Here is a 26,876-nt window from a genome sequence, read left to right on the forward strand (position 1 = left end):
TTAATTTGCTGTACTATTCCACATATTCGTACTTTTCATTAAAAACCCGCACTTGATTTCGACCAGCTCTTTTGGCAGCATAAAGTGCTTCATCAGCTTTATGAAGAAGTTGATGGATTGTTTCCTCCACAGCTCCTGTCGTTACGGATACCCCAAAACTAGAGGTAATCGTTACCAATTTTTCATTTTCAACTAGAGGCTTCTGTTCAATGCAAAATCTAAGGTAATTAGCGAAGTTTTCCCCTTCCGCTAGTGTATAACCAGGTAAAGCGAGTACAAATTCTTCACCACCATATCTAGCAAATAGTATATGTTCTCCCATCTCAGCCTTACATATTTGAGCCACATGTACTAGCATTTGATCTCCGGTTTGATGCCCATAAGTGTCGTTCACTTTTTTGAAAAAATCAATATCAAATAGAATAATCACAAAGGATGATAATTCACCCTTTGCTTTCATTAAGCTTTGCTCACTTTTCTGGAAAAAGGCACGACGATTGTATATTTGTGTAAGATCATCATAATAGGCTTGATGCTCTAACTTTTGTTGTAATGTATGTAGCTCTGTTATATCCGTAAATATAATTAGTAAGCCAGAGTTATTATTAGATTGTTGAAGCATAGAAATACGTAGCTGATATATATAATTACCTTGATGAATCGTAACATTCAATTTATCTGAGATCGTATCTAATTGAACAGGGAATGATTGATCCGTTAGCATATACCAAACTTGATCAAATGGCTGCCCTAACGTTGATCGATCCAATTCACTAAACATACTTTTACAAGCTTGATTATATTCGATTAATTGATAGGTATCATTAAGTACAATGACACCATCGTTCATACTATTAAAGATCGTTTCCTTCGCAATTGGCATTATTGATAACATTCGAGAGGAGGTAATAGACCAAAGGTACAAAACAGAAGAAAACCAAATAACCATGGGTACAGGATCGATACCATCGGGTGTCACTCCTATGAATAATAAAAATGCAGTCATTATTGGAAGCAATTGACCGCAGATGAGGGCAAATAATTGAGATCGATATACACTAACGGTTTCCTTCCAGCGTGAAAGCAGCAATAAGAGCGCAGCTAACATACAACAGAAAATGTAAATATTATGTACGGCAAACCATGCCCCATACTCAATCTCACTATATGGAGCCCCAAGCACCGAATGGATATCATATATTCTATAGTAAAAATGATGGGATTCATTAGTTACATTGATGAGAAAAGTAATACAAGGCATTGTAAGTAGCGCGATTATTCTTTTTCTCGTTATTTTATAACCCAAATATTGCATGACAAACATTAATCCTAACGGAGGGAAAAATGGCATCCCTGCATACTGTACAATATTCCAAAATCTAAGCTGTTCTAACGAAGTCGATGTTAAGCTAAAGGCATAACCAAAGCAATAAATCATTGAAGTTAATGTATTCCACATGAACAAATTAGCGATATTTGTATAATAATGTCTCCTCCAATAAGTAAAGACAAGTATAGACAAATTCAGAACAGCCGAAGTACAAACTAATGTTATATATGCTGCTAGCTTCGAATCCAATAGGTATACCCACTTTCATACAATACATATATTTACGTTAACAGGATTAATATAAGATGTTGATTTGTTCCTTGAACCATTTACAGGATTCCGTCCACATCACTATTATGTCTGTACTACCCACATCGTATTGATTATTGCTTCATGAAATAGATTGTTTTTAACTTAGCATGACACTCATGACAGTAGCAACACATTTAGCCAATCAGTAATGCTATGATTACTATTTCGTCTATACCGATCACCAAATAGTTAGTACAACATTACGTAATTCATCACTTCCATTGCATTGCAAACAAGTACCCATCGATTGGATGGGTACTTGTTTTTATTTCTAATTATAAAGGCTTCCCCATGTACGACATAAGTCAACTAAATCCATTTAGAATTTTGTAAGGCGCTTGCAGATCTATTCGTATTGTACAGAACGTGCAAGTGCCGCAACAGAGCCGCGAAAATCAGGTCTGCCGTCATCCGTCCACAACAGCTCCGCTACAAATGTATGGCGATTCGGATCGTATAGCGGATCTCCTACAATATGCTTATACGTTCTTGCGTGGAACACAAACAGCGTCTTCTCGCCAGTCTCTGACACCGTGAAACTATTATGACCAGGACCATACATCGAGATGCTCTCATCAGTCGTGAGAACCGGTACTTTCGACTTGCGCCATGAGGCAGCATCGAGCAAATCCGAGTCCGCATCGGCTTCAAGCAAGCCCATGCAATAATTGAAATCAGTAGCGCTAGCAGAGTAAGTGAGGAATACCCGATTATCTTTGCGAACAAATGCCGCGCCTTCGTTCACTTTATACCCGATGATCTCCCAGTCATATTCGGGCATCGTAATCATCGTTTGCGCCCCAATCAACGTCCACGGATTGCTCATTTTAGATATGTAGAGATTAGAGTTGCCTTCGATTTCCGGATCCTTTTGTGCCCATACGTAATAGAGGCTACCATTGTGCTCAAAGGTAGTGGCATCGAGGGAGAAGCTTTCCCACGCGGTACGAACCTGTCCTCTTTCCGTCCAGCTGCCTTCGAGCGGATTTGCATTTTCATTCTCCAGTACATACATCCGATGGTCGAACAAGCCTTCTGTCGTTTCCGACGTATGCGCGGCAGCGAAATATACGTACCATTTTCCATCAATAAAATGCAGCTCTGGCGCCCAAATATTGGCACTAAGAATGCCAGTCTCTCTCTTTCTCCAGATCACTACAGGAGCTGATGTAATAAGCCCTTCAAGGTCCTGTGCCCTACGGATCTCAATCCGATTATACTCTGGAACCGAGGCCACGAAATAATAATAACCATCTGAATGTCGGCATATAAAAGGATCAGCTCGTTGCTCGATCAATGGTTTAATGACGCGTAACTCCTCTTGTTGGACTCCCATCTTATCACCTATTTCATAAGTAATAGATACTAACCTTTAACAGCACCCGCAGTCATACCATCAATGAAATATTTCTGGAAAGCGATAAACAATATGAAGATTGGAATGATGGAGAAGAAGGAGCCCACGATCAGAAGGTCATAGTTATTCCCATAAGGAGTTAACAATGTTTTTAAACCGATTGGCAGTGTATATTTATTTTGATCTCCCAACACCATGAATGGCCACAATAGATTATTCCAGCTATTCATACCATTCAGAATGGCCATTGCCGCAAAGGAAGGCTTCATAATCGGCATAATCACTCTGAAATATATCGCATATTCGTTTGCTCCATCAACTCGCCCAGATTGAATAATTTCTTTTGGTATGCTTCTGAGATATTGCCTAAAGAAGAATATCGTCCCGGCATTAGCTATACCCGGCAGAATGATTGCCGAATAGCTATTCACCATTTGCAAATCATTTATTAAGCTGTACAAAGGAACCAGCAATATTTCAAATGGCACCATCATAATGAGCAACACACATATAAAGAGGAAGTTCTTACCTTTGAAATCATACGCTGCAAAACCATATGCAACAAAAGCGCTTACAAACAGTGTTAAAGCAACCTGAATGATTGTTAACGTCATACTGTTCCAAAACCATACAAAATAATCATGTTGTCCAGTAAATAAATAGATAAAATTATCAAAACTCATTATTTCAAAATTCAAACTTAAGTTAAGACCATATCTTATTAAAGCTTCACCTGGTTTAAAGGAAGAGAGGGCCACTGCATAGAATGGAACCATAATTATAACGAATAGTATAATAAAGGTACTAATTATGACTATTCTAGCAATTAAGTTGTTCTTCATCTGACTAGTGTCCATTTTAATCCTCCTCCTTTTTGAACATTCCACTAAATTTCAACTGCGTTAAATTGATAATCATAGCAATGACTAATAGAACGATACCAACTGCTGCAGCGTAACCGAGCTTATTCTTCTCAATTCCTTGTCTATACAAATATCCAACTATAGTTAGGCCAATATTTTTCGGTGAATTGTTACCGTTAAACATCATTAAGCTCTCGGTAAACATTGCCAAACCTGCATAAACACTAATTGTCGTAACATATATCGTGGTCGGCTTCAATAATGGCATTGTAATCGATCTGAACTTCTGCCAAGCAGATGCCCCGTCAATTGAAGCAGCCTCATAATAATCATTGTCAATGTTTTTCAAACCAGATAGATAGTACAGCATATTAACACCTGTCCATCGCCAACATGCAAGAATTAATAGTGCAGCCATACTCCATTCTGCATCTTTCAAGAATTTAGTAGGCTCTACACCAAATAGACCTATAAAACTGTTCATTAATGAACCATCCATTTCGCCGAATGTTAGGCGAAAAATAGTACCCGCCACTGCGACAGATGTCAATGCAGGAAGAAAGAACGAAGATTTAAAAAACTCCCTCCCCAGCATTAACTTACTGTTTATCATAACGGCGAATAACATTGGGAAAGGGATTAACAGCACTAAGGTTCCTAGCATGTATACAACGCTATTTTTAATAGCCGTCAAAAACACTTTATCTGTGAATAACTTCGAATAATTCGCTTCACCAACCCATTTTGGATCCTGTCCCAACATCCTATCTTGAAAACTCATCACGAATGAATTTACAAGTGGATAAGACCAGAATATCAAGAATATGATTATGAATGGCAACACAAAAACATAAGGTGCAACCTTTTGAGAGTATACAAATTTCTTTATCATAATCCCACTCTCCCTTGACTATGACTAAACCTGCCGAGCACCATTCTTGCCGACAGGCTTAATCATAACCATTTACTTATTATGTTTATTTCAATTCTTGTTCAATTGCTGCCTGTGCTTCATCGAGAGCTTCCTTCACGTCTTGGCCATCTTCAAAGATCGCATTCAGAGTAACCGTATTGAGCACATTGCCGATCGTCGGTGAAGCTTTTACGGATTTGATAGCCCGAATTTCGTCTTTAATTTCATTCAAAGTATCAAATGCATTTGTTTTAAAATACTGGACGTATTCGTTATCAGGGTTTTTCGTTACAGCCTCATCTTTCCATACTTCCATATTGATTGGGTCAAATCCAAGTGTATTCCAGATTTCAGTAGTAGCTTCTTTCGAAAGCTTAGCAAAAGCTACAAACTCTTTTGCCAACTGAACGTCTTTACCAGTCTTAGTAACAACTGTGCCAGTACCGCCTAAGCCAACGGAACGAGGATTACCTTCTTCGAATACAGGCAATGGAGCAATTGCATACTTACCTTTAAGGTCCTTCATTTCGTTTACAAAGCGGGACATGTACCACTCAGGCATCAATGCGCTTGCGTAGTTGCCTTTGTTGTATTCGCCTTTTGCTTCTTCTGTGTCGGGTTGTCCGCCTGGGATCGTATGAATAACATTATTCTTCTGCAGGTCGACTAACATTTCAAACGCTTTAATCATCTCAGGTGAGTTAACTTTTGGATTGCCATTTTCATCTGTAAAATCAGCGTTTTGCTGAGCAAGTAACAGCGAGGCTTGCCACGTAGCGGATGTATCAGCAGTACCTAAGTACTTACCAGTCTTTTCATAAACCTTGATACCTGCTTGTTTGTAATCTTCCCAAGTTTTGATTGTCTTGTAGTCAACACCTGCTTGTTCGAGAATTTCCGTGTTGTAGAAAGCAAGCGTAGCACCTACATGATAATCAAAGCCATAAACCTGGTCAGCTTTGGTGTAAATATCGACACGTGAAGGAACGACAACGTCTTTGTATGGTGCAAATACATCATTCAAAGATTCCAGTGGAACGTTGTCCCCGTCCAAGAATTTAGGGAATTGACCAAGCTCGATATCCGCAATATCAGGAGCACCTTTTCCGCTTGTAACTGCCAATAAGAGCTTGTTGTGCATATCATCGTAAGGCATAACCGTTACATTCAACTTAATCTGTTTGTCTGGATTCTGTTGGTTCCATAACCCCAGCATTTTATCCAAATGCTTGCCATGCAAATCTACGAATGTCCAAAATGACATTTCTGTTGCATTCTCACCGGCATCAGCGCCTAACTGCTGTGTTTCCGTTGATGAACTAGAAGACTTACTACATGCCGACAAAACTAGTGACATCATAAGGATTGTAACGATGGAGATTAATGTAATGCGTTTTTTCATTTGTTCGTCATCCTCTCTTTTTTTGTTACTCATTTGAGATGCTGGGTGACTGGTCACTTCTGTTAATTTAAGCGGTTTCAATACGTCTCGTTACCAACCTTCTTAACATGATTCTAACCTTTCAATGAAAAGACCCCTTCGTAATAAATTTCCTAATTCTGTATTGTAAGCGCTTTATAAATTGCATTATAATATATACGTAATATATTTTATATAACCAATTGATTATAAAAATCATTAAATTTTAAGGGAGATGTACTTATTTGAAAAAGCTGGTGCTCTACAAGCAAATTCAAGAAGATATTGTACAGAAAATTAAATCTGGGCAGCTTCGGCCAACGGACCGCGTCCCTTCTGAACAAGAATTAATGGACGAATTCAAAGTAAGTAAAATAACCGTCAAAAACGCCTTAACCCAGCTAGCTGATGAAGGATTAATTATACGCGTACAAGGCAAAGGCACATTCGTCTCTTCTAGTCTTGATGTTTCTAGCATTGATTCTCCATTATCTCCACACAGCGCGTCGTCCTTGCCGCTCATCGGCTTCATTATTCCGACGATGGTAACCCGTGTCATTCAGAAGCTCGTCGACTACACGGAACAATTCCTGTCTGAAGCTGGCCTCAGCATGGTACTAAGCATCACGCGAGAGTCCTCCTCTATCGAATCGAACGCCATTCGTACACTAACGGGGCTCGGTGTGAAGGGACTGATCGTTTTTCCAACAGAAGATGAGAAGTACAACGAATCACTACTGCGTCTGTCGCTCGATAAATTCCCATGTGTGTTCATCGACCGCTACCTGCGCAACATTGAGACATACACGATTACATCAGACAATTACGGCGGTGCGTATAAGGCTGTCTCTCATTTGCTATCCAAGGGTCATCATCAGATTGCGCTCATCTCACCTGAGAATGCCAATACAGCCATCGAGGATCGCACGCTCGGCTTCGAGAAGGCGTACACAGATCGAGGTATATCAATCGACAAGAGCTTGTGGTGTCACATCCCTCTCGACATTCTACGCGGTAAGCAAGCATTGGACTATGTAAGCGACTTCTTGCAGGGGCATAGTGGAATTTCGGCAGCTTTCTCCTTAACCGAAGAAACCGCACGCCTTACATCGGCCGCTATCAGCCGTCTCAACAATCACTCAAATATCGATTTGCTATCTTTCGATAATCCACATCTTTCATTCGTAGCTTATGTACAGCAGGATGAACAGGAAATGGCACGTACAGCCGTAAAGCTGTTACTTGAACAAATAGAGAATATATATTCACCTAAGAATGCCGTCATTCCCGTGCAGCTCATCTTCCCCTAACTATTTCATTGGACTTTATCGACACTCTAGGAGCACCTTCAGTAGAAGTTGTCTTCTTCTGCGTTCCAGCGCATAGAGTATAACAATATATCATAAAGGTGCTAGCGGCCCGAACGGGAGATTCGCTCCACTTTGTTACGAAAACCGCTGATTCATACGGATGAAACCGATCTTCGGGTCGGGGAGTGAGTGTCAAGGAATCTCAGAGCATGATGATCATGAAGGAATATTCAAATGTCTCCAGGAACTCAATGAGGAAATAAATATGAAAATGTTTATATGAGCAAATAATTTTCTAGGCGCTGGATGGAGTAAGATCGAGTAGGGATGACATGCCGAGTGTACCGACTTGTACATCGACCGAGCCCTTACCATAGTAGATTGTAAGATATTCATACTGATTTGAGACCATATTTTATTCACGTTTTGTAGCCAACTATTTGTAGAATCTTTATAGTGATTATCGCCGCTGTAGCTTGCAGTAATAGTGTGATTACCAACCGTAAGATCTGACGCCTCATAGACCGCTAGTCCCCTAGTCCCCTAGCATACAGTCCCTAACTCTACTTTTCCGCCATAAAAAGTGATAGTCCCGCTAGGAACAAACGACTTACAGAGGGAACTTCTGCTATAAACGAGACCGTCTTTCCATAATCCGAAAAAAAGTCTTTTCGTTCTACTTGTGGTACGGTTCATCGCACTATCTGTAACGGCAAGTTATAAGGCCATCCCTTTCGGGATGGCCCTTCCTGTAAACGCGGTTACTCGAGTACTCTGTCATTTTTAATTGAATTTCTTTTAATTAATAGTTCCTAGTAATCTGGAAACAATTGCTGCAAACTCTGCTCTAGTAATATCTTTTTCAGGCTTAAATGTACTGTCTGCGTATCCTGTAATAATATTATTGGATGCGAGTGCATCAATGGAATCATAATACCATGCATTTCTTGTAACATCTTTGAATGATGTGTTTCCAGTACCTGTTAGCTTAAAAGCTCGAGTGATTAGTGCGGCTAATTCACCACGACTAATCTTCTCATCTGGACGGAATCTTCCGTCACTATATCCGTTCATCAAGCCTGATCCAGCAGCTGCACCAATAAACTTATTCGCCCAATGAGTTGGAGATACATCTATAAAGTTACTTTCTTGTCCTTCAAGTCTCATGTAAGTTGCAATTACTTTAATTGCTTCGGCACGAGTCAAACCTGAATTTGGACGGAATGTTCCATCGGAATAACCGGTTAATAATCCCTTAGCAATTAGTGCGTCAATGCTTGCTTTTGCCCAATGATTCATTGTATCTACAAAACTAACAACTTTCGGCTTATCTGCTGGTGTTATTGTTTCTGCAGGTGCCGTTGTTTCTATAGGCGTTGTTACTGCTGGAGGTGTACCTCCTCCAGTATTTGGATGGGTTGGTCCATTATCTGTGTTTGGATTAGGATTAGTAGAGTTTGAAACATATTGAAGTGCTGGAGCAAATGTTGTAAGTAGTCTAGCTTGACTTTGTTGCTCAAGAGCGTAGCCCATGCCTAAAATTTTTGCATCGTCCCATGCTCTACCAACCAGTTGCATAGAAATAGAATATCCGCTGTCATTCGTTCCTACAGGAACAACTACCGTAGGGAGACCCACATTAGAGGTTAATACGCCCGTGTTACGGTCAGAACTTAATTGAGAAGCTGATGCGTCATTGTTATATACGTCACTAATAAAACCTGCATAAACAACAGCATCAACGTCATTCGCGTCCATCCAGTTTTTAATAACTTCCTTATAGTCGGTTCTATACGTAATGTAATCTTGTACAGCTTGTTCAGTCATACGAGTTGGAGTGCTATATCCTCTTTGATTATAGATAAGCACCTTATCTGAAGCTAGTACACTTGCTCCATCAATATAAGGGAAGTCCTTATGAAGCTCAATATAACGTGCCCAACCTTCAGTAGATCCATTAATACCTGAAGGACGACTAGGGCCTGATGGTACAGCTGACATTTCAACCATTGTCGCCCCCGCTGCTTGAAGCTCTGAGAACTTATCCATCACTGCCCGTCCAGTATCATCATCAGCATATGCAGATACAAAGGAAGCGGGAATATATCCAATTTTCTTTCCTTTCAATGCATTAGCATCCAGAGATTCCTTCCAATCCACTGGACGCTTATGATCTGCATCAGCAGTGACTGTGAAAATATCTTGTGGGTCCGTACCCGTTGTAGTATTCAATATAATGGCTAGGTCAGTTACTGTTTTAGCAATGGGACCTGCATAATCTTGTCCCCAAGTGAGTGGAAGTACTCCTGTAGTACTTGCCATACCGTCTGTACCCCGGAAGCTTTTTAAGCTAGCGCCTGTAGTTGGTGCATAGAGAGATACCCCTGTTTGCGATCCCATTGCTGCTGCTGCAAAATCAGCTGCAACAGATACTGCAGACCCGCCGCTTGAGCCAAAAGATGTTTTTGATGGATAGAGTGCATTCCATGTTTGCTGCCAGCCGCTCTCACTAAAGCTTCCGCTGTTAGCAAACTCAGAAGTATTTACTTTACCGATAATTACAGCTCCAGCTTCCCGCAGCTTTTTCACTTGGAATGCATCGGAATCAGGCTGCCAGCCTTCAAGAGCTTTACTGCCACCTGTAGTAGGCATATCCTTTGTGTCATAAATATCTTTTATCGCAATTGGAATACCCAATAAATCACCTTTTACACCTTGTGCACGGGCATCGTCAGCAGCTTTTGCTTGGTTAAGCGCAGTTTCAGATACATGCAGGAATGAATGGAATCCCAATTGTCCCTCATCGTATACCTTAATTCTATCTAAATAGGCTTGAGTAATTTGTACAGAAGTAGTTTTACCATTAATCATATCCATCTGTATTTCTGCAATTGATTTATTCTTAACATCATACGGCGATGAAGTTATTAATTCTTTGGCCGCAGGAGCATTTGGAATATCCAGATGATCTCCAGTATCAAGTCCCTCTAAAGCAGATATATCCCAGTTGCTAATTGAACGAATTTGTGCGTTTGTTAATCCTGTTACATCCAGCAGACTATTAAGTCCATCTAGCATAGCAACCAGATTTTTCAACCCTTCTTCACCAGCTTCTCCAACTTGTACATAATTTACTAGGGACTTCGATTCGCCCGGTCCAATATTTAGTGAATTAATGAAACCATAGAAATTCGCTTCATTTCCATACTCAGCTAAGGGTACTGTGAATGGATCCTGTTGCTGATTCCCTAGACCTGTTAATCCATTATCAAACGGTTTTGGAGATCCCACTGCAACGCCTAGCGGCTTATTGTTTCTGGCACTGCTATCTACAACAATCCATGAATCATCTGTAGTTACCTTTAGATCGCCTGAGTAGGTTGCCTTAACTACTGAAGCATTTGTTGTTGTACCATATCCTAAAGAGCCACCGAATGATACATCAACTTTTATAGCGACATCATTTTTATTAGTGAATGTATCAAAGAATCTCGTTCGATTATGAATAGTATCCACATACACCTCACGTGTTACAGTTACATTTCCTAGATTTACAGATTGAGCCGAAGTAAACTTATTAACGCCATCGTATTTCAAGTCAAACCCACGCATCATTTGACCATTCATCAGCGGAGCTGAAGGCGAGGACACTTTAACAAAGATATTGCCGAAACCTTGTACTTGTGTAGCACCAACTGTACGTAAACTTCCTGTGTCTAAGCTAGGAGCAAAAACATCGTGAATCTCCCATACTGTGCCACTTTCTGAAGTAACTCTAGTTAGAGCGTCAGCTGTTTGGAACGGAATTACACTCGTAGCAATAACAGATAACACAATTGAAGTAGCTATAAATTGCTTTTTACTCCAATTTTTCTTTGCTGGTGAATATTCAGATCGGGTGGAACCAGAATGATCTCTTTTAGTTTCACGTAGACGTTTGAACTTATTCATGTGCGTAATCTCCTTTTCCTTTATGTATTTTATTATTTAATGTTAGGAAATATAACACTAGTATTTGTTTCAGTCAATAAATATTATCAATTTAATATACTTTGAGTTTAAAAAAAGGAAAAAAAGGCTTTTTTAATTATTAGTGTAATGTATATGTAAACTATTATTTTAAATAGATAACGTTATATGGTAGGTTTTAAAGGCCGTAAGATATTGAGTATCATCATCCGGCTGCATCATCAAAAACCTTTAATTTCACGAAATCAAAAAGAAGAGGAACAGCTAATAATTAACGGAGAATATTATGTTTTTCATTTCATGAAAGTGGAAGATTTCTATATGGGAGAATGGCATAAAGCAGAATCACTGATGATTCCAGATGCATCTAGCCCGCAAGATCAATAATGGGCATCCTGAAAAGAGTAAAGTATCTGCTGGGAAAGAAGCCATAAGAATAGCCAGGTAGTATATCTGGAATAAGTGGGATTTCATTGTGGAAACCACTTTAGCGGGTGGTAACGTTATAAGGCAGATGAGGGATGCAAAGGAATAAGGCTTTGAAATTATTGTGTTTTATGTGGGACTAGCAGATGTTCGGCTAAATATTGAATGTATTGCTCTACGTGTGAAAAACGGTGGCTATCATATTGAAACCGAGGATATTGTTAGACGCAATTTAACAAGTATGAATAATCTCACTTAGAGTTGATTGATCAATTAATTGTTATTGATAATAGTAAAGCTGTAATTGGTTTATTTTTTTTGACATCACATCGTGTCCATAACCTCAAGAAATTCGATAATACTGGGGAAGACATGGAGGATCTGATCTCCATAGGCACGATCGGCCTGATCAAAGCCATTGAGAGCTACCGTCCGAACAAAGGGATAAAGCTAGCTACTTTTGCTGCCCGTTGTATTGAAAATGAAATCCTGATGCACCTTAGATCTTTGGAGAAAACACGGAAAGACGTATCTCTGCACGATCCGATTGGGACAGACAAGGAAGGGAATGAAATTACACTCATCGATATCCTTGGTTCCGAGGCTGATGATGTCATTAAAGAAGTCGATTTGAAGATTGAGAAGAGCAAGATATATCGAAACCTTGATATTCTGGATGACCGGGAAAAAGAAGTTGTCGTTGGACGGTTTGGACTTGATACAGGTGGAGAAGAGAGGACGCAGCGGGAGATTGCGAAGGAGTTGGGGATCTCGCGGAGTTATGTTTCGCGGATTGAGAAAAGGGCGCTAATGAAGCTGTATCATGAGTTTTATAAGGTGAAGCGGTAGGATCTAAGATAATAACTAAAGATTCACTATAGAGTGTTTTAAAAGCGACTTGCCAACAAGGGAGTTGCTTTTTTGTTAATTCAAGTAGTTGGGCTAAATGAACATAAAAAAACATATTTATCTTTTTAGCTGCTGAGGGCGGGGGTCGAACCCGTACGGTACTCACGTACCTCAAGATTTTAAGTTCTGCGCTTCTACCTACTGCAATTCACCGTGAAAAATTGCTGAATAACTACATTTTTTCGCTGATCATCTATAATGTCGAGGCTGCTGTAGATCCTAATCTTCTCGAATTCAATTGGAAATCATTAATGAAGCGGGAAAAAATACGATGCCTGAGAAAGTGTATGTAAATGGTGTACTTGTAACACGGAAGCAAAAGAATCGTTATAGCGGAAGAGATGTATTTTTCAAAAATCCTGACCATTTGGATTAAAATTATCGAACGATAAGAACTAGTTACCTGAATCGTCAGGTTACAGAACTCGCGACAACTTCCGGTAACCTCGTGGAGAGATTCTCTCAGCGGCGGTAAACACCCGGCTGAAGTAGTGGATGTCCGGGTAACCGACGAGTTCTCCGATCCGTTCGATTGGCCAATCGGTCTCCTGCAACAGCTTGCGGGCCTCCCGGTGCCGGACGGAGCGCACATATTCTCCAGGTGGAATCCCTACAATCTGGCGGAAGAGCTTGGAGGCGTAGTCCACGTTCATTCCGAGACGTTTCGCAAGAATGACATTGCTCCACGTTGCAGCCGGAGTCTCCTCTATGTCCTGCATGATCTCCTTCACCTTCTGGCCATGGACCGAAGCGCCTGTGATTCGCCGGGACATCTGGGAACGAATGAGGGAAGCTAGAATGTTCAGCATTAGCCCCCTACATACCAGCTGGTAGCCCAGCGGACGCATCGTAAACTCGTGGACCAGCTTCTCCATGATTGCACGCAATCGTGGGAAGGGTGATATACCGGCTCCTCCAACAACGGGGAACAGCTCTCTTCCACTGCCTCCACCGCAATTTTTCCTTCCATTACCCCCTCCTCCAGAATCACCATATCCTCTTCCCTGTTGATGTTCAATTCCCCGAAGAAGTCAAAATGGATCCCGATCAGTTTGGGGGTCGGATCAGCCTCCGTTGCATTCCAGTGGTAGACGCCGGAAGGCAGAACGATAAACTACCCGGGTAACACCGTGTAGGTTCGCTCCTCCATCGCAACGGACAATTGGCCACACATAGAGCAGCTCGAAATTGTACAGCCTCTTTCTCGGGAACAAGCGAGGTGCGACCCTCTGGAGCTGCGCGTAATGGATGGAGGGAGTCCACTCCTGGAAGGGGATTCGCTTGCGGACCGGTGTTGGAGAGGGGGGGTTCATAGCGGGATAGCTCCCTTACATAGAATTAGACGGAATAACGGAATCGTGCAAAAAGTAACTTTCTTAGCTAAATAAAACTATCCATCATTCTTATATAATAAAGGTAACAAGGTATCTTAACTAAATAAAAGTTATTCTGTAGTAATCCGGTATAATACAAATGTAAGAGAAGGATATGCATGAAGAATGGTAAGTCATCAATGCCCGAGAAGACTAGACGCTGTAGGGAGACTTCGGTTTCTCCCAACAAGGAGCTTGGGTTAACATAAAATAACCTCCGCGAGTGAGAAGGATAGGATGGATGCATCATGAAAAGGTACGGGGCGGTCGTGATAGGCTGCGGTTATATGGGCTCTCTCCACTTGGACGCGATATCACGACAGGAGCGGGTCCGGTTGATCGGCGTGGTGGATTGGAACCGGGACAGGGCCTCCTTAGTGGCAGGCCAATACGGAGCCGAGTGTTGGAGCACGGATTACCGGGCCTTGATCGAGCGTGACGATGTGGATCTGGTCATTATCGCCACGTACCCGTCCTCCCATCTGGAGATCGCAAAAGATTGTCTCGCTGCAGGGAAGCATATCCTATGCGAGAAGCCGATGGCGGGCAATGTACGGGAAACGCAGGAATTCATGAAGCTGGCCCGTGGAGCCAAAACCAAGGTCCTGATCGGTCACATCCTTCGCCATAACACCACGTACCAGGCGGTTATGAAGATGATCCGGGAGGGCGCTATCGGCTTCCCCTTGGTCATCCGGTTATCCCAATTGAAGCCCTCCAAAAACTGGGCTTCCCAATTGTCCCTGCTCCGGGACGTCTCGCCGATCGTGGATTGCGGCGTTCATTATATCGATGTGATGCGTTGGGCTACAGGGGCGGACGTGGTAAGCGTCAACGGGATCGGGCAGCGTCTCTATGAAGAAGTCCCACCGTACACTTACAATTACGGACTCATGACCCTCCGTCTGTCGGACGGCTCCATCGGCTACTTTGAGACGGGGTGGGGTAAGGGGCTTCCGACTGATAACCGGAAGGAATTCATCGGACCGGCAGGCCGGATCCGTATCATCTACAAGAACGATCGACCGCGAGAGGATCAGCATCTGGGAAATCTGGTCGAGGTCGAAGACTACCGGAAAGGAACGGTCCGGATGATCAATATGGACTTCTCCGTGAAGCCTACGGGTGCCCAACTGGACTATTTCCTGTCCATGCTGGAGAACAACTTGCCCGCTATACCGACAATGGAGGATGCATGCCGGGCGATGGAAATCGCTCTCCTGGCCGACCGGGCGATCCATGAAGGAATTACGTTACCTTGCGCGAAATAAGGGTGGACCAACATGGTGATGGTAACAGGGGATGACCCGGTGTATGGTATACACCTGCTGAAGGACTATATCGTCCACATCCATGTGAGGGACAGCATCCGACATCAGCTGCTCGAGCCGAGGGATGTATACGGTGCCGTCGGGTGCCAGCCGCTGGATCATCAACGGATTGCAGAGCTTGTAAGCTCCGGAGCCATATTCCAGGAGGTTCCGTTGGGCGAGAGGAAGGGCCGCCTTGCAGGAGAGCGGATACGGGGAGGATGCGCCCGAGAGGGATATAGAGCGGGCGGTCTCCTTCATCCGCCAATACAGGTAACGGCAGACGGCCGTGCGAAATCTCAGGGATCGAGACTGCGTATTGGAAAACCGGGTAATCGCGGGTCTAAATAATTAAGTTAATTAATGGGGTTGTTTTGCTGTGTTAATCCCAGTGGGATTTCGAACAGAAGGGAATGAACCATGGAAAGAAAATTGGAAACCTTAGTAATTTCCCGCCTGACAAATCAGAAAGATGTTTCAAATACAGAAGAAATCCAGATCATCAAGCAGTATCAATGGCTTAAAGGGTATAACCCGGTCGTTACAGCAAGGTTAAATTACAGTCAGGAGGATCTGAAGCTTCAGTTTAAGGTTTACGAAAAGAATCCAATACGAACATATAGAAACATGAATGATCCCGTGTATAAGGATAGCTGCATCGAGTTCTTTTTTCAGCCTACTCCGGATTCGGACCAGCGTTATATGAATTTCGAATTTAATGCGAATGGCGCAATTCTCTTGCAGATAGGAGCGGATCGGTATGATCGCTTCCCAATCACTATCAATCCGGCACTTTTCCACGTCGTATGCACCACAGATCAAATCAATGATAAAGGAGAAGTGTATTGGGAATTAAGCTTTTCGATCTCATGGGCTTGGGTACAATCTTATTTTTCGGATTTTCGGGCAGTACCGGGAAAAAGGATAAGAGGAAACTTTTACAAGTGCGGCGACGATACGACCTATCCGCACTTTGGAACATGGAGCAAAGTTCATTCGAACAAACCAGAATTTCATAGAAGCTGTGATTTTGGGATTCTGTACTTAGAGTAACTGCGAAATGCAACGTCAATGAATAACTTCCGAAGCCGCAAATACGGGGTTGGAGGTTTTTTATCGTTTTTAGGGAAATTAGTCAAATAGAAAAAGATTGATATTATGTCAACTTATACATAGGCTTAGGATGTCGGCAATAACAGGAATTTTGTAATGTTCGATTATTTTCTTGGGACACTAGTCCAGATATTTTTTATAGAGGAAATCATAATTATCTGGACAAGTTCTCCTATGATGTGCGTGGTAATCGCTTGACGATGGAGCAAAGTTTGAGCAGTCCAGTAGAGTTTCAAGATACAAACTTATAACGCCGAGGTTCTGACTGAAGACAAGCTGAGTGGCAACAGTATCATCCAACAATCCGCGTTTGTGCTCGGAGATCGAGTATTCGTGAAAAGGACAAGACGGCCAATAAAGATTACTATTACTTATACAATGGTCATGGTGGTGTGGTACAGATTGTGGATATTAGGAAATCATATGTGAACAAGTAGTATAAGCATTTAGAGTCATTAGGTTTTTACAATTTTGATAATGATGATATTGTCCCAAAAGAAGTTGGACAGTCATGGTGTTTGAACTGTTGTCACAAGAAGAGTTGGACTTGATAATGTTGTAAGATAGTAAGTAAGTTTTCTATCCTTGTTGTTGAGGCGAATCGATGAGCTTAAAGTCATAAAGTAGATCTGTTAACATTAAAGTATTAAAAGGCGACTTGCCTGCGGATAAGTTGCTTTTTTAGGAAAGTTGATTAGACAACAAAGTATCCCGAATCCTACAACTATTAAAAAACGGGATACCTCATTATCTGTAACCTCATTAGCTGTAATATTATCGGACAGGCTCTTTCCTGGAATAAGCAATAATAAGCTGTGTTCCCTTCAAATAATGTTCATTCCGCTGTTTCTGTATTTTTTTTGTTTATCAGGAGAAATGCCGGGAGCTGTGACCTCTGGTTCGTCGCCCTGCAAAGCACCCACGATTTCTTCCAGCTTACCTGTTGCTCCCATATCGCTAGGCAGGCTTGAATCGGGTTCGGTTATGGGATCAACACCCGGGCCACGTCCGTCAAGCGGAGCATTTTTGTCGTCCTTCATTTGATCGTCTCCTTTCTGTGTAGTCTTTGTATTTCTTTCCAATCCAAATCAAGAAAATATGATATAATGACGTCGTTATTGTAAGTTGCATTTTTAATATGAAAATAGGATGGACAATATGAGGGGATATATTCATAACGTCGATAAAAAACGATTGCTTATTATGATTATCGGCAATGTATTTCTGGGCATGGGAATTAGTATTTTTAAGCTGTCCGGTATGGGAAATGATCCCTTCAGCGGCATGGTAATGGCACTTGCAGAGTGCATTGGTATGACATATGCAAATTTTCTGATCTTACTGAACCTGGTGTTGTTTGTAATCGAATACATAACAGGACGAAAGTTTATTGGAGCCGGGACTTTCGTAAACGCGATTCTTTTAGGATATATTGCTACTTTCTTTCATAGTAATTGGCTATCTCTGTTCGGCGAACCTCAGTTGTTATGGCAGCGAGTGGTTATCGTAGCGATTGGCGTGGTGGTATGCAGTTTTGGGGTATCCCTGTATCAGACATCGAAGGTGGGAGTAGCTCCATACGACAGCTTGTCCCTGATTATGAGAGAGAACTTCCCTAAAATATCTTATTTTTGGCACCGGATGTTTACGGATGCTCTTTGTGCTTTGATTTGTTTCCTGGCTGGAGGCATTGTAGGCTTAGGAACTTTGGTGTCAGCACTTGGTCTGGGACCCATCATTCATTTTTTTGATGTGAATTTTACGGAGAAGCTTCTGGCAAAAAGGCGTACCAATTAAAAAGTTTATGAATTGAAGAAAGGCGGGGCAGATCAATCTGCCCCGCCTTTACTGTAATTTGAAGGTCCATTTCTAATGAGTACATTCATTCTTTATTTCATTATTTTTATGAACATCTTCTGTACCACTATCCAAGGCGGTCTTGTAGTAGAAGCATTTATGTTCTATGACTTCCATCGTTTTTTTTAATTCTTCCATCTGTGCTTCTACGGAAGCCTTCCGCTCCAGGAACATGTCATATCTTTGCTGTAAGGTGGAATCCCCCTCAGAGCACCACTCAATGAAATGTTTTATTTCTTTAATGGGCATCCCGGAGGACTTTAGACATTCAATTACTTTTAAAGCGTCCATATCGGATTGTTTAAATATACGCTTACCGCCGGAGGTTCTTTCTATAGAAGGAAAAAGACCTTCCTTGTCATAGTAACGCAGGGTATGTGGTGTCATGTTAAAGGATTCTGCAACTTCACTTATAGAGTATGTCTTCATCATCTATCTCCAATCTCGAAATAATTTGTGCTTGACTTAGAGTTAACTTTAAGTAATAACATATGTTTTGTAAAGCTGACGTTATAGATTTTAATATTATCTAGAAGAGAGGTTTCACTATGATAAAAGTTAATGCACGCGCAACATTCAGTCAGGAAGGTCCATTCAAGCTAACTACAATTGAACGCCGAGATCTGCAGCCGCATGATGTTCTTATTGAGATTAAATACGCTGGTATTTGCCACTCGGACATTCATACTGCCCGCGGGGAGTGGGGACCGGTCAACTATCCACTTGTTCCGGGACATGAGATCGCCGGAATTGTCAGCCAAATTGGTTCTGAAGTCACAAAGTACTCAGTGGGCGACCGGGTAGGTGTAGGTTGTATGGTTGACTCCTGTGGAGAGTGCAGTAATTGCCATAAAGGTGAGGAGCAGTATTGCCTGAGTGGAAATACAGGCACCTATGGAGCTATTGACCGGTACGGGCAGTATACGCAAGGTGGCTATTCCACCCATATTGTCGTAACCGAGGATTTTGTGGTTCGGATCCCTGACAGTATTCCGCTTGACGCCGCTGCACCGCTTCTGTGTGCAGGAATCACCACCTATTCACCACTGCGTCATTGGGGAGCCGCTCCTGGGAAAAAAGTAGCTGTGGTGGGTCTTGGCGGACTTGGACATATGGCTGTGAAGATCGCTCATGCCATGGGAGCTGAGGTGACTGTGTTGTCACAGTCACTGAAGAAGAAGGAAGACGGATTGCAATTAGGGGCGGATCATTATTATGCCACTAGTGATCCGGAGACATTTAAACAGCTTGCCGGTTCGTTCGACCTAATCGTAAATACTGTAAGCGCGCAGATTAATATCGATGCCTATCTTTCGCTCCTGGCGCTGGATGGTACATTAGTCAATGTCGGTGCGCCCGCTGATCCATTGGCAGTTAACGTATTCTCGCTGATCGGCCACCGCCGCTCGTTTGCCGGATCGATGATTGGCGGAATCCGTGAAACGCAGGAAATGCTTAATTTCTGCGCTGAACATAATATTGCATCTGAAATCGAGGTCATTTCTGCTGACCGGATTGATGAAGCCTGGGAGCGTGTGCTTGCTTCAGATGTCCGTTACCGGTTTGTCATCGACATCAGCACGATGGGGAACGAATAAGAGACGTTCTCTTTAATGACATCACATCGTGCATTGGCTTGATTAATGCCGTTAAGAGCTATCGTCCCAATAATAAGGGAGTAGACTGGCATTCTTGTAGTCTAACAAACATAAAGAACCCAAGCGATTGAATTTTAATCACTTGGGTTCTTTGCTTCATTTTCATAGGTTGTTTTTTTATCTCAAAATTATGAATTCATCAACTGATATTAGGTGTAGAGTCTCTTATGATGAGTTTGGTATAAATATGAGAAACCTGATAGGGTTGCTTCGGATCATTAATTCGGGAAAGTAGCATTTCGGCTGCTTTGACACCCATCTCATTACTATAAATATGAACCGTAGTAAGATGGGGTTCTACGATGCTTGATTCAGGACCGTTATCAAAACCACAAATGACGATGTCGTTAGGAATGGAAAGCACATTTTTGAGTGACTTCATAAAGGTAACCGCAATATAATCGTTAGCACACACGAAAGCAGATGGAAGCTCATTGATTTGACTCAGTCTAGTATCTGCCCACTCTGGACTCGAAAAAAATAGTTGATCATCATCGAGAATGCATTGTGTGAGATCAAGCTGAATCCCGGATTCTATCAGTGCGCGATTAAAGCCCACCCATCTTTCATTAAAGCTCCTACAGTGATTATAGTCCCCGATGAACCCCAGTGATTTGTAACCGCCCTCAATTAACTTTTTGGTAAGTTGGTAGGTGCTGTGTTCGTTCTCCATGAGAAGTACATCTGCTTGAAATTCAGGGTAACAGACATCTGCAGAGCAGTCGATGAAAATAGTTGGAATACCTAGACTTGTAATCAGCTTACTATATTCCGAATTGAACAACTCAATACAAATAATTCCGTCTACATTGGAGACATCAAAATTATTTGGAAGAGACAGGGACTCTTGATCAATGTCTCTTATAATGTGCATGGATAAATTATATCCTTCTGCACTGATTCTTTTTTCCATGCCACTGATTAGTTTCGACCCAAAGTGGGAATTGTTAGGTAAGTTTTCTGTTAATAAAGCGATGTTTCCAGAGTTTCTGGATTGAACACTCTCGGTGTCCATAAAAGCAAATTGTTTATATTTTAACTCTATCGCTTTCTTTATAACCTTGTTTCTGGTTTCATCAGGTATACCATTCGTTCCATTTAGGGCTTTGGAAGCTGTGTTTCTGGAGATTCCTAAAGCATCCGCGATATCTTGTATGGTTACTTTTTCTCTGGCCATCTATGTAATTCACCTCTATATTCTTGTTCTTAATATTCGCCACAAATAGTGTACTATTTGCCATTATTCCAACTCTCTTTAATGTATATTAGTTTGCTTAAAATAGCAACACGATATTTACAAATGAACAATCTAGTTTACATTTTATTTGGTTATTGCTGTGCAAAAAAATAGCTATATTTTCATTTTATTGAGAGAATGATGAGATTAAAGTATGTGAACATATTTAAAATGGCTGTATTTGTAATTATGTAAAAATTCATATGCCATTTATGAACAAAATAATTTGTCATATGCACATAAATATTTTTACAAAATGTATTGACGAACGATTGAGTGTTTGGTAAATTGTAAAAGCAGCAGGACATAGGTGAGTTTGAAAGCCCTTACTGCATCAAGATGTAAACATTGATAAGAACGGAGGTAAAGGCATTGCATAACCCAATAGAAGCCGAACACGGAATAACGGTGATGAGACATAAGAGTTCCTTAATGAATTATCTAAAGAAGCACTACTTTCTTTATATTTTGCTCGCACCTGCTGTGATTCTGACCCTTATTTTTAAATACGGTCCTATGTATGGTGCGATTATAGCCTTTAAAGATTTCAGCCCAATCAAAGGGATTATGGGGAGTGAATGGGTAGGCTTGTACAACTTCGAGAAATTCCTTTCTTCCCCCAATTTCGAAGTTATCTTTATGAATACGCTTAAATTAAGTTTCTTCGGATTAATTCTGAGTTTTCCAATTCCGATCCTACTTGCCTTGATGTTGAATCAAATTCGCCGTGCAGGCGTCAAAAAGAACATTCAATTGTTCTTGTATGCGCCTAACTTTATTTCTGTTGTCGTTGTGGTCGGGATGTTGTTTATCTTCTTGTCCCCAACGGGACCGATTAACCAGTTTTTTACCTGGCTTACAGGTGAACCGATTATGTTCATGTCTCGTCCTGAGTACTTCCGTTCGATCTACATTTTATCCGATATTTGGACCGGAGCCGGTTGGGCATCCATTATTTACGTAGCAGCGCTTGCTAATGTCGATCCTGAGTTACATAATGCAGCCAATCTCGATGGCGCTAATCTTCTACAAAGAATACGCCATATCGATCTGCCAACCATTCGCCCAATTATGGCTATCGTATTTATCCTTGCAGCCGGTGGGATTATGTCGATTGGCTTCGAGAAAGCCTATCTCATGCAAACGGCGATGAACTTGCCAACCTCAGAAATCATTCCGACTTACGTTTATAAAATTGGTTTGCAGTCGGGCGATTATGCCTATTCAGCCGCAGTAGGATTGTTTAACTCTATCATCAACATCGTCTTGCTCCTCACAGTTAACTTCACCGTGAAGAAACTGAATGAGGGTGAAGGTCTTTACTAAGAAAGGAGCAACAAGCTATGCCCATTAAACATTCCGGCTTAGATCGCTTTATCGTCGTGCTGAACGCGATCTTCCTGACACTGGCCGTACTTATCATCGTACTTCCTTTGATTTATGTAGTGATTGCCTCTTTTATGGATCCATCTGTGCTGCTCAGTAAAGGATTATCATTCAATCTTTCGGACTGGTCATTAGAAGGGTATAAAAAAATTCTTTCTAATCCTGCCATGATCCGAGGTTTTGGAAACTCTGTTTTATACTCTGTTTCATTTGCTATGATTACCGTTCTGGTCTCAATCTGTGCCGGTTACGCACTGTCCGATGACAGGCTCAAAGGAAAAGGGTTCTTCATGACCTTGTTTATTATCACCATGTTCTTTGGGGGTGGACTCATACCTACATATCTGCTCGTTAAGAACCTTGGTCTGCTTGATACAGTATGGGCGGTGATCATTCCAGGGGCAGTCAATGTTTGGAACATTATTCTCTCTAGAACTTTCTTCAAAGGAGTTCCGAATGAAATGAAGGAAGCCGCTAATGTTGACGGGGCTTCGGAGATGCGGATTTTCTTCAGTGTCGTATTACCGCTCTCCAAACCGATTGTTTTTGTGCTCGCTCTTTATGCCTTTGTGGGCCAGTGGAATTCCTACTTTGACGCTATGATCTATTTAGATAATCCGAATCTTCATCCACTGCAACTGGTGTTGCGTTCCATCTTAATTCAGAACCAGGTAGATCCGGGCATGATCAGCGATCAACTCGCCATGGCGGAAATGAAACGATTGTCTGAAATCATCAAGTATGCTGCCATCGTTGTTTCCAGTTTGCCACTCATTGTTATGTATCCGTTCTTCCAGAAGTACTTTGAAAAAGGTGTTATGGTCGGTTCCCTTAAGTAGGAAACAGGCTGCACATAGATAAAGATTAATTCATTCATATCTAATTTGGAGGTCATACCCTATGAAAAGAATTAAGAAATCAAGAGTTTCGACGAAAGCAGCTTCTGTAACTGTACTTGCTTCACTTATGTTCCTTAGTGCATGCGGTGGAGGAGGAGGGGGAAGTGCAGCTAGTAAAGAACAGGACGCCAGCGGTAAAGTAACTTTGAACTTTATTACGCAAAGCTCTCCACTTGCACCAACGGATCCAAATGAAAAACTGATTAATAAACGTCTTGAAGAAAAGACGAATGTTCATATTAATTGGAAGAATTTCACGAAAGACGTATTTGTTGAAAAAAGGAACCTGGCTGTGGCAAGCGGTGATCTTCCTGATGCTATTTTTAATGCGGACTACAGTGACTATGAGCTGCTCAAGCTTGCTAAAGATGGTGCCATCGTCCCGCTGAATGATCTTATCGAGAATAATATGCCAAACTTCAAAAAGGTGCTGGAAGAAGCACCGGAATATAAGAGTATGATTACGGCACCAGATGGCAATATTTATGCCTTTCCATGGATTGAAGAGCTGGGTAGCGGCAAAGAAAGAATCCAAGCGGTAGATAGTATGCCTTGGATCAATGTGGAATGGCTTAAGAAGCTTGGCCTTGATATGCCTAAAACAACAGAAGAATTAAAGGAAGTATTAATTGCATTCAAGACAAAAGATCCAAATGGCAACGGTAAGGCTGACGAAATTCCATTGTCCTTTATTAACAAGCCGGGAGCAGAAGATCTGGCATTCCTATTTGCTTCGTTTGGATTGGGTGAGAACCCTGACCATGCGGTTGTGAGCAATGATGGGAAAGTGATATTTACGGCGGCACAAGAAGACTACAAGGAAGCCGTTTCTTTTATTAACGAGCTGTATAAAGAAGGACTCATTGATATTGAAGCCTACACACAAGACTGGAGTACTTACCTTGCAAAAGGAAAGGATCAGAAATACGGACTTTACTTCTCATGGGATAAGGCCAACATCACCGGAGATAATGACAGCTATGAAGTTATGCCTCCACTTGCTGGACCTGATGGCGAAGTTAACGTAACAAGAACGAACGCGCTTGGTTTGGGAAGAGGTAAGATGGTTGTCACAAGTGCCAATAAGAACTTGGAAACGACAGCGAAATGGGTTGATCAACTCTTTGATCCGATTCAATCTGTACAGAACAACTGGGGGACGTATGGAGATGAAAAACAGCAGAATATTTTCGAATTTGATAAAGAAAAAGGAATGCTGAAACATTTGCCACTGGAGGGTGCAGCTCCTGTAGAACTACGTGAGAAAACAAGTGTCGGTGGTCCCCTAGCTATTCTTGATTCTTATTATGGGAAATACACAACCATGCCGGATGATGCCAAAAGCAGAATGGATATTATCAAGAATATCATGGCGCCAAATATGAAAGCAGAAAACGTAATGCCGAGTGTATTCCATTCCATTCAAGAGCTTGATCGCCTTACGACAATTGAAACGGATCTTTTTGCCTACGTGCTTAGAATGCGCACAGAATGGTACCAGAACGGTAAAGTCGAAGCGCAGTGGGATGAATATCTGAAAGAATTGGATCGTCTGGGCTTGCAAGAATGGCTTGAAATTAAACAAGGCGGATATGATAGAGCAACCCAATAACAAATGATTAATATTGTGGGATGAAGGCCGTGTTCCATGCAGTTACACTGCTATACACGACCTTCATCTATATAAAGAGAGATGATCTTAGAACTAAGATCTTATTACGGGAGTAAAGGAGAAAACAATAATGTCTACGATTGCGAAACAAAATTACCGAGGTGTGTATCATTTTTCCCCTAAGGAAAAGTGGATGAACGATCCAAACGGAATGGTTTATTTTGAGGGTGAATATCATTTGTTCTTTCAGCACCATCCGGGTGGAATGACCATGGGAGCTATGCACTGGGGCCATGCGGTCAGCAAGGATCTTGTTACATGGGAGGAACTGCCTATCGCTCTCGCTCCAGATGAATTAGGTATGATTTTTTCCGGCAGTGCTGTAGTTGACTGGAATAATACGACTGGATTTTTTGAAGGTAAACCAGGTTTAGTAGCGATTTTTACGCATCATTTGGATATGCCAGAAGGCAAGCCAGCCATTCAGCGTCAAAGCTTGGCCTACAGTAATGATAACGGAAGAACCTGGACGAAGTATGAAGGAAACCCGGTACTTGAACATGATACATTCATTGATTTCCGTGACCCCAAAGTATTTTGGAATCAAGATACGAATCAATGGGTGATGATTGTAGCTTGTGGTCAAACGGTGTGTTTATATCATTCTCCTGATCTAATTAACTGGACGTATGCCAGCGAATTCGGAGACGGGATCGGTTCTCATGACGGGGTATGGGAATGCCCAGACTTGTTCCCGCTTGCTATTGATGGCGATCATTCGAACACGAAATGGGTGATGCTTGTGAGCATCGGTGCGGATCCCGCTTTTGTGGAAGGGTCAAGAACTCAGTATTTCACAGGGGATTTTGATGGAGAAGTGTTCACACCAGATGAAGATTCGATAAAAGTTCGCTGGATTGATTATGGAAGAGATAATTATGCAGGTGTAAGCTGGTCTGATATACCGGCTGAAGATGGAAGACGACTATTTATCGGCTGGATGAGCAACTGGATGTATGCTAATAAGACGCCGGCAGAAGAATTCCGCGGCGCGATGACGATTGCAAGGGAGCTTCAACTCGAATCAAGACAAGGGGAGATCCTTCTTGTGCAGAAGCCGGTCCAAGAGTTGGAATCTGCTCGTGTACAAGTCCTTTCTGTGAAAGAGGCAACGGTGCAAGAAATCAATACTCTTCTTAAGGAGATTCACTTGGAATCTTATGAGATTATAGCTGAGTTCACTCGAGGTAAATCTGTAGGCTTCAAAGTAAGAGTAGGTGCGGATAGTCAAACAATAATCGGTATTAACGGTGAGACAGAGGAGCTTTATGTAGATCGGATGGCTTCAGGTCAGCATGATTTCCACGAACATTTCGTAGGACATCATTCAGCCAAGCTCGAAGCGCTTGATGAGTCAAATGATCTCCGTATTTTTGTGGATCGCTCTTCAGTTGAGGCGTTCAGTAATGGGGGTCAGGCAGTGATTACGGATCTTATATTCCCTGGACTAGAATCTAAAGGTATAGCTGTGTTTGCAGAAAATGAGAATGACTTGCTGATTTCCCTGGATATCTATGAGCTTACTCCCTCTGCTGAGCAAGACAAGAATTAGTCATCGAGAG

22 protein-coding genes are annotated in these 26,876 nt (G+C 41.8%); 12 read left to right on the top strand and 10 right to left on the bottom strand.

Features of this window, described 5'->3' with window-relative positions:
- Positions 1–13: 13 nt before the first annotated feature.
- From QNH28_RS06990 to QNH28_RS07010, 5 genes are all read right to left on the bottom strand, one after another.
- On the bottom strand, positions 14–1,579 hold the full coding sequence (locus tag QNH28_RS06990) for a histidine kinase N-terminal 7TM domain-containing diguanylate cyclase (protein ID WP_076219035.1): 1,566 nt from the start codon (positions 1,577–1,579) through the stop codon (positions 14–16).
- A 409-nt stretch (positions 1,580–1,988) separates the two neighbouring features.
- Positions 1,989–2,978, bottom strand: a complete 990-nt coding sequence (locus QNH28_RS06995) for a glycoside hydrolase family 43 protein (RefSeq protein ID WP_283910742.1) — start codon at positions 2,976–2,978, stop codon at positions 1,989–1,991.
- Positions 2,979–3,007: 29 nt separating this feature from the next.
- Complete coding sequence (locus QNH28_RS07000) at positions 3,008–3,841, bottom strand: carbohydrate ABC transporter permease (protein ID WP_042193441.1); 834 nt, start codon at positions 3,839–3,841, stop codon at positions 3,008–3,010.
- 16 nt (positions 3,842–3,857) lie between these two features.
- The gene (locus tag QNH28_RS07005; protein WP_283910743.1) at positions 3,858–4,754 is read right to left on the bottom strand and encodes a carbohydrate ABC transporter permease; all 897 of its coding nucleotides are present in this window, start codon (positions 4,752–4,754) and stop codon (positions 3,858–3,860) included.
- Between the two features lie 85 nt (positions 4,755–4,839).
- Complete coding sequence (locus QNH28_RS07010; RefSeq protein ID WP_283910744.1) at positions 4,840–6,177, bottom strand: ABC transporter substrate-binding protein; 1,338 nt, start codon at positions 6,175–6,177, stop codon at positions 4,840–4,842.
- Between the two features lie 263 nt (positions 6,178–6,440).
- On the opposite strand from QNH28_RS07010, the gene QNH28_RS07015 reads away from it, so the two are divergent.
- Positions 6,441–7,505 (top strand): GntR family transcriptional regulator, encoded by a 1,065-nt coding sequence (locus QNH28_RS07015; RefSeq protein WP_076125373.1) that lies wholly within the window; start codon positions 6,441–6,443, stop codon positions 7,503–7,505.
- A 798-nt stretch (positions 7,506–8,303) separates the two neighbouring features.
- Here QNH28_RS07015 and QNH28_RS07020 read toward each other — a convergent pair.
- Positions 8,304–11,456 (bottom strand): amidase family protein, encoded by a 3,153-nt coding sequence (locus QNH28_RS07020; protein WP_283910745.1) that lies wholly within the window; start codon positions 11,454–11,456, stop codon positions 8,304–8,306.
- Between the two features lie 186 nt (positions 11,457–11,642).
- On the opposite strand from QNH28_RS07020, the gene QNH28_RS07025 reads away from it, so the two are divergent.
- From QNH28_RS07025 to QNH28_RS07035, 3 genes are all read left to right on the top strand, one after another.
- The gene (locus tag QNH28_RS07025; RefSeq protein WP_283910746.1) at positions 11,643–11,861 is read left to right on the top strand and encodes a hypothetical protein; all 219 of its coding nucleotides are present in this window, start codon (positions 11,643–11,645) and stop codon (positions 11,859–11,861) included.
- Positions 11,862–12,176: 315 nt separating this feature from the next.
- A complete protein-coding gene (gene sigK / locus QNH28_RS07030) occupies positions 12,177–12,749 on the top strand; it encodes an RNA polymerase sporulation sigma factor SigK (protein WP_481858379.1) in 573 nt (190 codons plus the stop codon).
- A 298-nt stretch (positions 12,750–13,047) separates the two neighbouring features.
- On the top strand, positions 13,048–13,185 hold the full coding sequence (locus tag QNH28_RS07035) for a hypothetical protein (RefSeq protein WP_283910747.1): 138 nt from the start codon (positions 13,048–13,050) through the stop codon (positions 13,183–13,185).
- A gap of 40 nt (positions 13,186–13,225) precedes the next feature.
- Here the strand turns inward: QNH28_RS07035 and QNH28_RS07040 are convergent, their stop codons facing one another.
- Positions 13,226–13,684, bottom strand: a complete 459-nt coding sequence (locus tag QNH28_RS07040; RefSeq protein ID WP_283910748.1) for a helix-turn-helix transcriptional regulator — start codon at positions 13,682–13,684, stop codon at positions 13,226–13,228.
- Between the two features lie 785 nt (positions 13,685–14,469).
- Here QNH28_RS07040 and QNH28_RS07045 point away from each other — a divergent pair.
- Together QNH28_RS07045 and QNH28_RS07050 are read left to right on the top strand one after the other, a co-directional pair.
- On the top strand, positions 14,470–15,453 hold the full coding sequence (locus QNH28_RS07045) for a Gfo/Idh/MocA family protein (protein ID WP_283912073.1): 984 nt from the start codon (positions 14,470–14,472) through the stop codon (positions 15,451–15,453).
- 459 nt (positions 15,454–15,912) lie between these two features.
- Positions 15,913–16,545 carry a carbohydrate-binding family 9-like protein gene (locus tag QNH28_RS07050; RefSeq protein ID WP_283910749.1) on the top strand — a complete coding sequence of 211 codons (633 nt, stop codon included), beginning with the start codon at positions 15,913–15,915 and terminating at the stop codon, positions 16,543–16,545.
- 884 nt (positions 16,546–17,429) lie between these two features.
- Here QNH28_RS07050 and QNH28_RS07055 read toward each other — a convergent pair.
- Complete coding sequence (locus tag QNH28_RS07055; protein WP_283910750.1) at positions 17,430–17,645, bottom strand: hypothetical protein; 216 nt, start codon at positions 17,643–17,645, stop codon at positions 17,430–17,432.
- A gap of 118 nt (positions 17,646–17,763) precedes the next feature.
- Here QNH28_RS07055 and QNH28_RS07060 point away from each other — a divergent pair, with 118 nt between their 5' ends.
- Entirely contained in the window at positions 17,764–18,402 is a 639-nt protein-coding gene (locus tag QNH28_RS07060) for a YczE/YyaS/YitT family protein (RefSeq protein WP_283910751.1), read from the top strand.
- Between the two features lie 72 nt (positions 18,403–18,474).
- Here QNH28_RS07060 and QNH28_RS07065 read toward each other — a convergent pair whose 3' ends face one another.
- A complete protein-coding gene (locus QNH28_RS07065; protein ID WP_283912074.1) occupies positions 18,475–18,891 on the bottom strand; it encodes a MerR family transcriptional regulator in 417 nt (138 codons plus the stop codon).
- Positions 18,892–19,010: 119 nt separating this feature from the next.
- On the opposite strand from QNH28_RS07065, the gene QNH28_RS07070 reads away from it, so the two are divergent.
- Positions 19,011–20,060 carry an NAD(P)-dependent alcohol dehydrogenase gene (locus QNH28_RS07070; protein WP_283910752.1) on the top strand — a complete coding sequence of 350 codons (1,050 nt, stop codon included), beginning with the start codon at positions 19,011–19,013 and terminating at the stop codon, positions 20,058–20,060.
- A 199-nt stretch (positions 20,061–20,259) separates the two neighbouring features.
- Here the strand turns inward: QNH28_RS07070 and QNH28_RS07075 are convergent, their stop codons facing one another.
- On the bottom strand, positions 20,260–21,297 hold the full coding sequence (locus QNH28_RS07075; RefSeq protein WP_283910753.1) for a LacI family DNA-binding transcriptional regulator: 1,038 nt from the start codon (positions 21,295–21,297) through the stop codon (positions 20,260–20,262).
- A 471-nt stretch (positions 21,298–21,768) separates the two neighbouring features.
- Here QNH28_RS07075 and QNH28_RS07080 point away from each other — a divergent pair, with 471 nt between their 5' ends.
- The 4 genes from QNH28_RS07080 (at position 21,769) to QNH28_RS07095 (ending at position 26,866) form a co-directional block, all read left to right on the top strand.
- Entirely contained in the window at positions 21,769–22,683 is a 915-nt protein-coding gene (locus QNH28_RS07080; protein ID WP_283912075.1) for an ABC transporter permease, read from the top strand.
- Positions 22,684–22,700: 17 nt separating this feature from the next.
- Complete coding sequence (locus QNH28_RS07085; RefSeq protein ID WP_042125286.1) at positions 22,701–23,582, top strand: carbohydrate ABC transporter permease; 882 nt, start codon at positions 22,701–22,703, stop codon at positions 23,580–23,582.
- Positions 23,583–23,643: 61 nt separating this feature from the next.
- Positions 23,644–25,254, top strand: coding sequence for an ABC transporter substrate-binding protein (locus QNH28_RS07090; RefSeq protein ID WP_283910754.1), 1,611 nt, complete (start codon positions 23,644–23,646; stop codon positions 25,252–25,254).
- A gap of 130 nt (positions 25,255–25,384) precedes the next feature.
- The gene (locus tag QNH28_RS07095; protein ID WP_283910755.1) at positions 25,385–26,866 is read left to right on the top strand and encodes a glycoside hydrolase family 32 protein; all 1,482 of its coding nucleotides are present in this window, start codon (positions 25,385–25,387) and stop codon (positions 26,864–26,866) included.
- The last annotated feature ends 10 nt before the right edge of the window (positions 26,867–26,876 follow it).

The organism is Paenibacillus sp. G2S3, from assembly GCF_030123105.1.
Lineage (GTDB): Bacteria > Bacillota > Bacilli > Paenibacillales > Paenibacillaceae > Paenibacillus_AQ.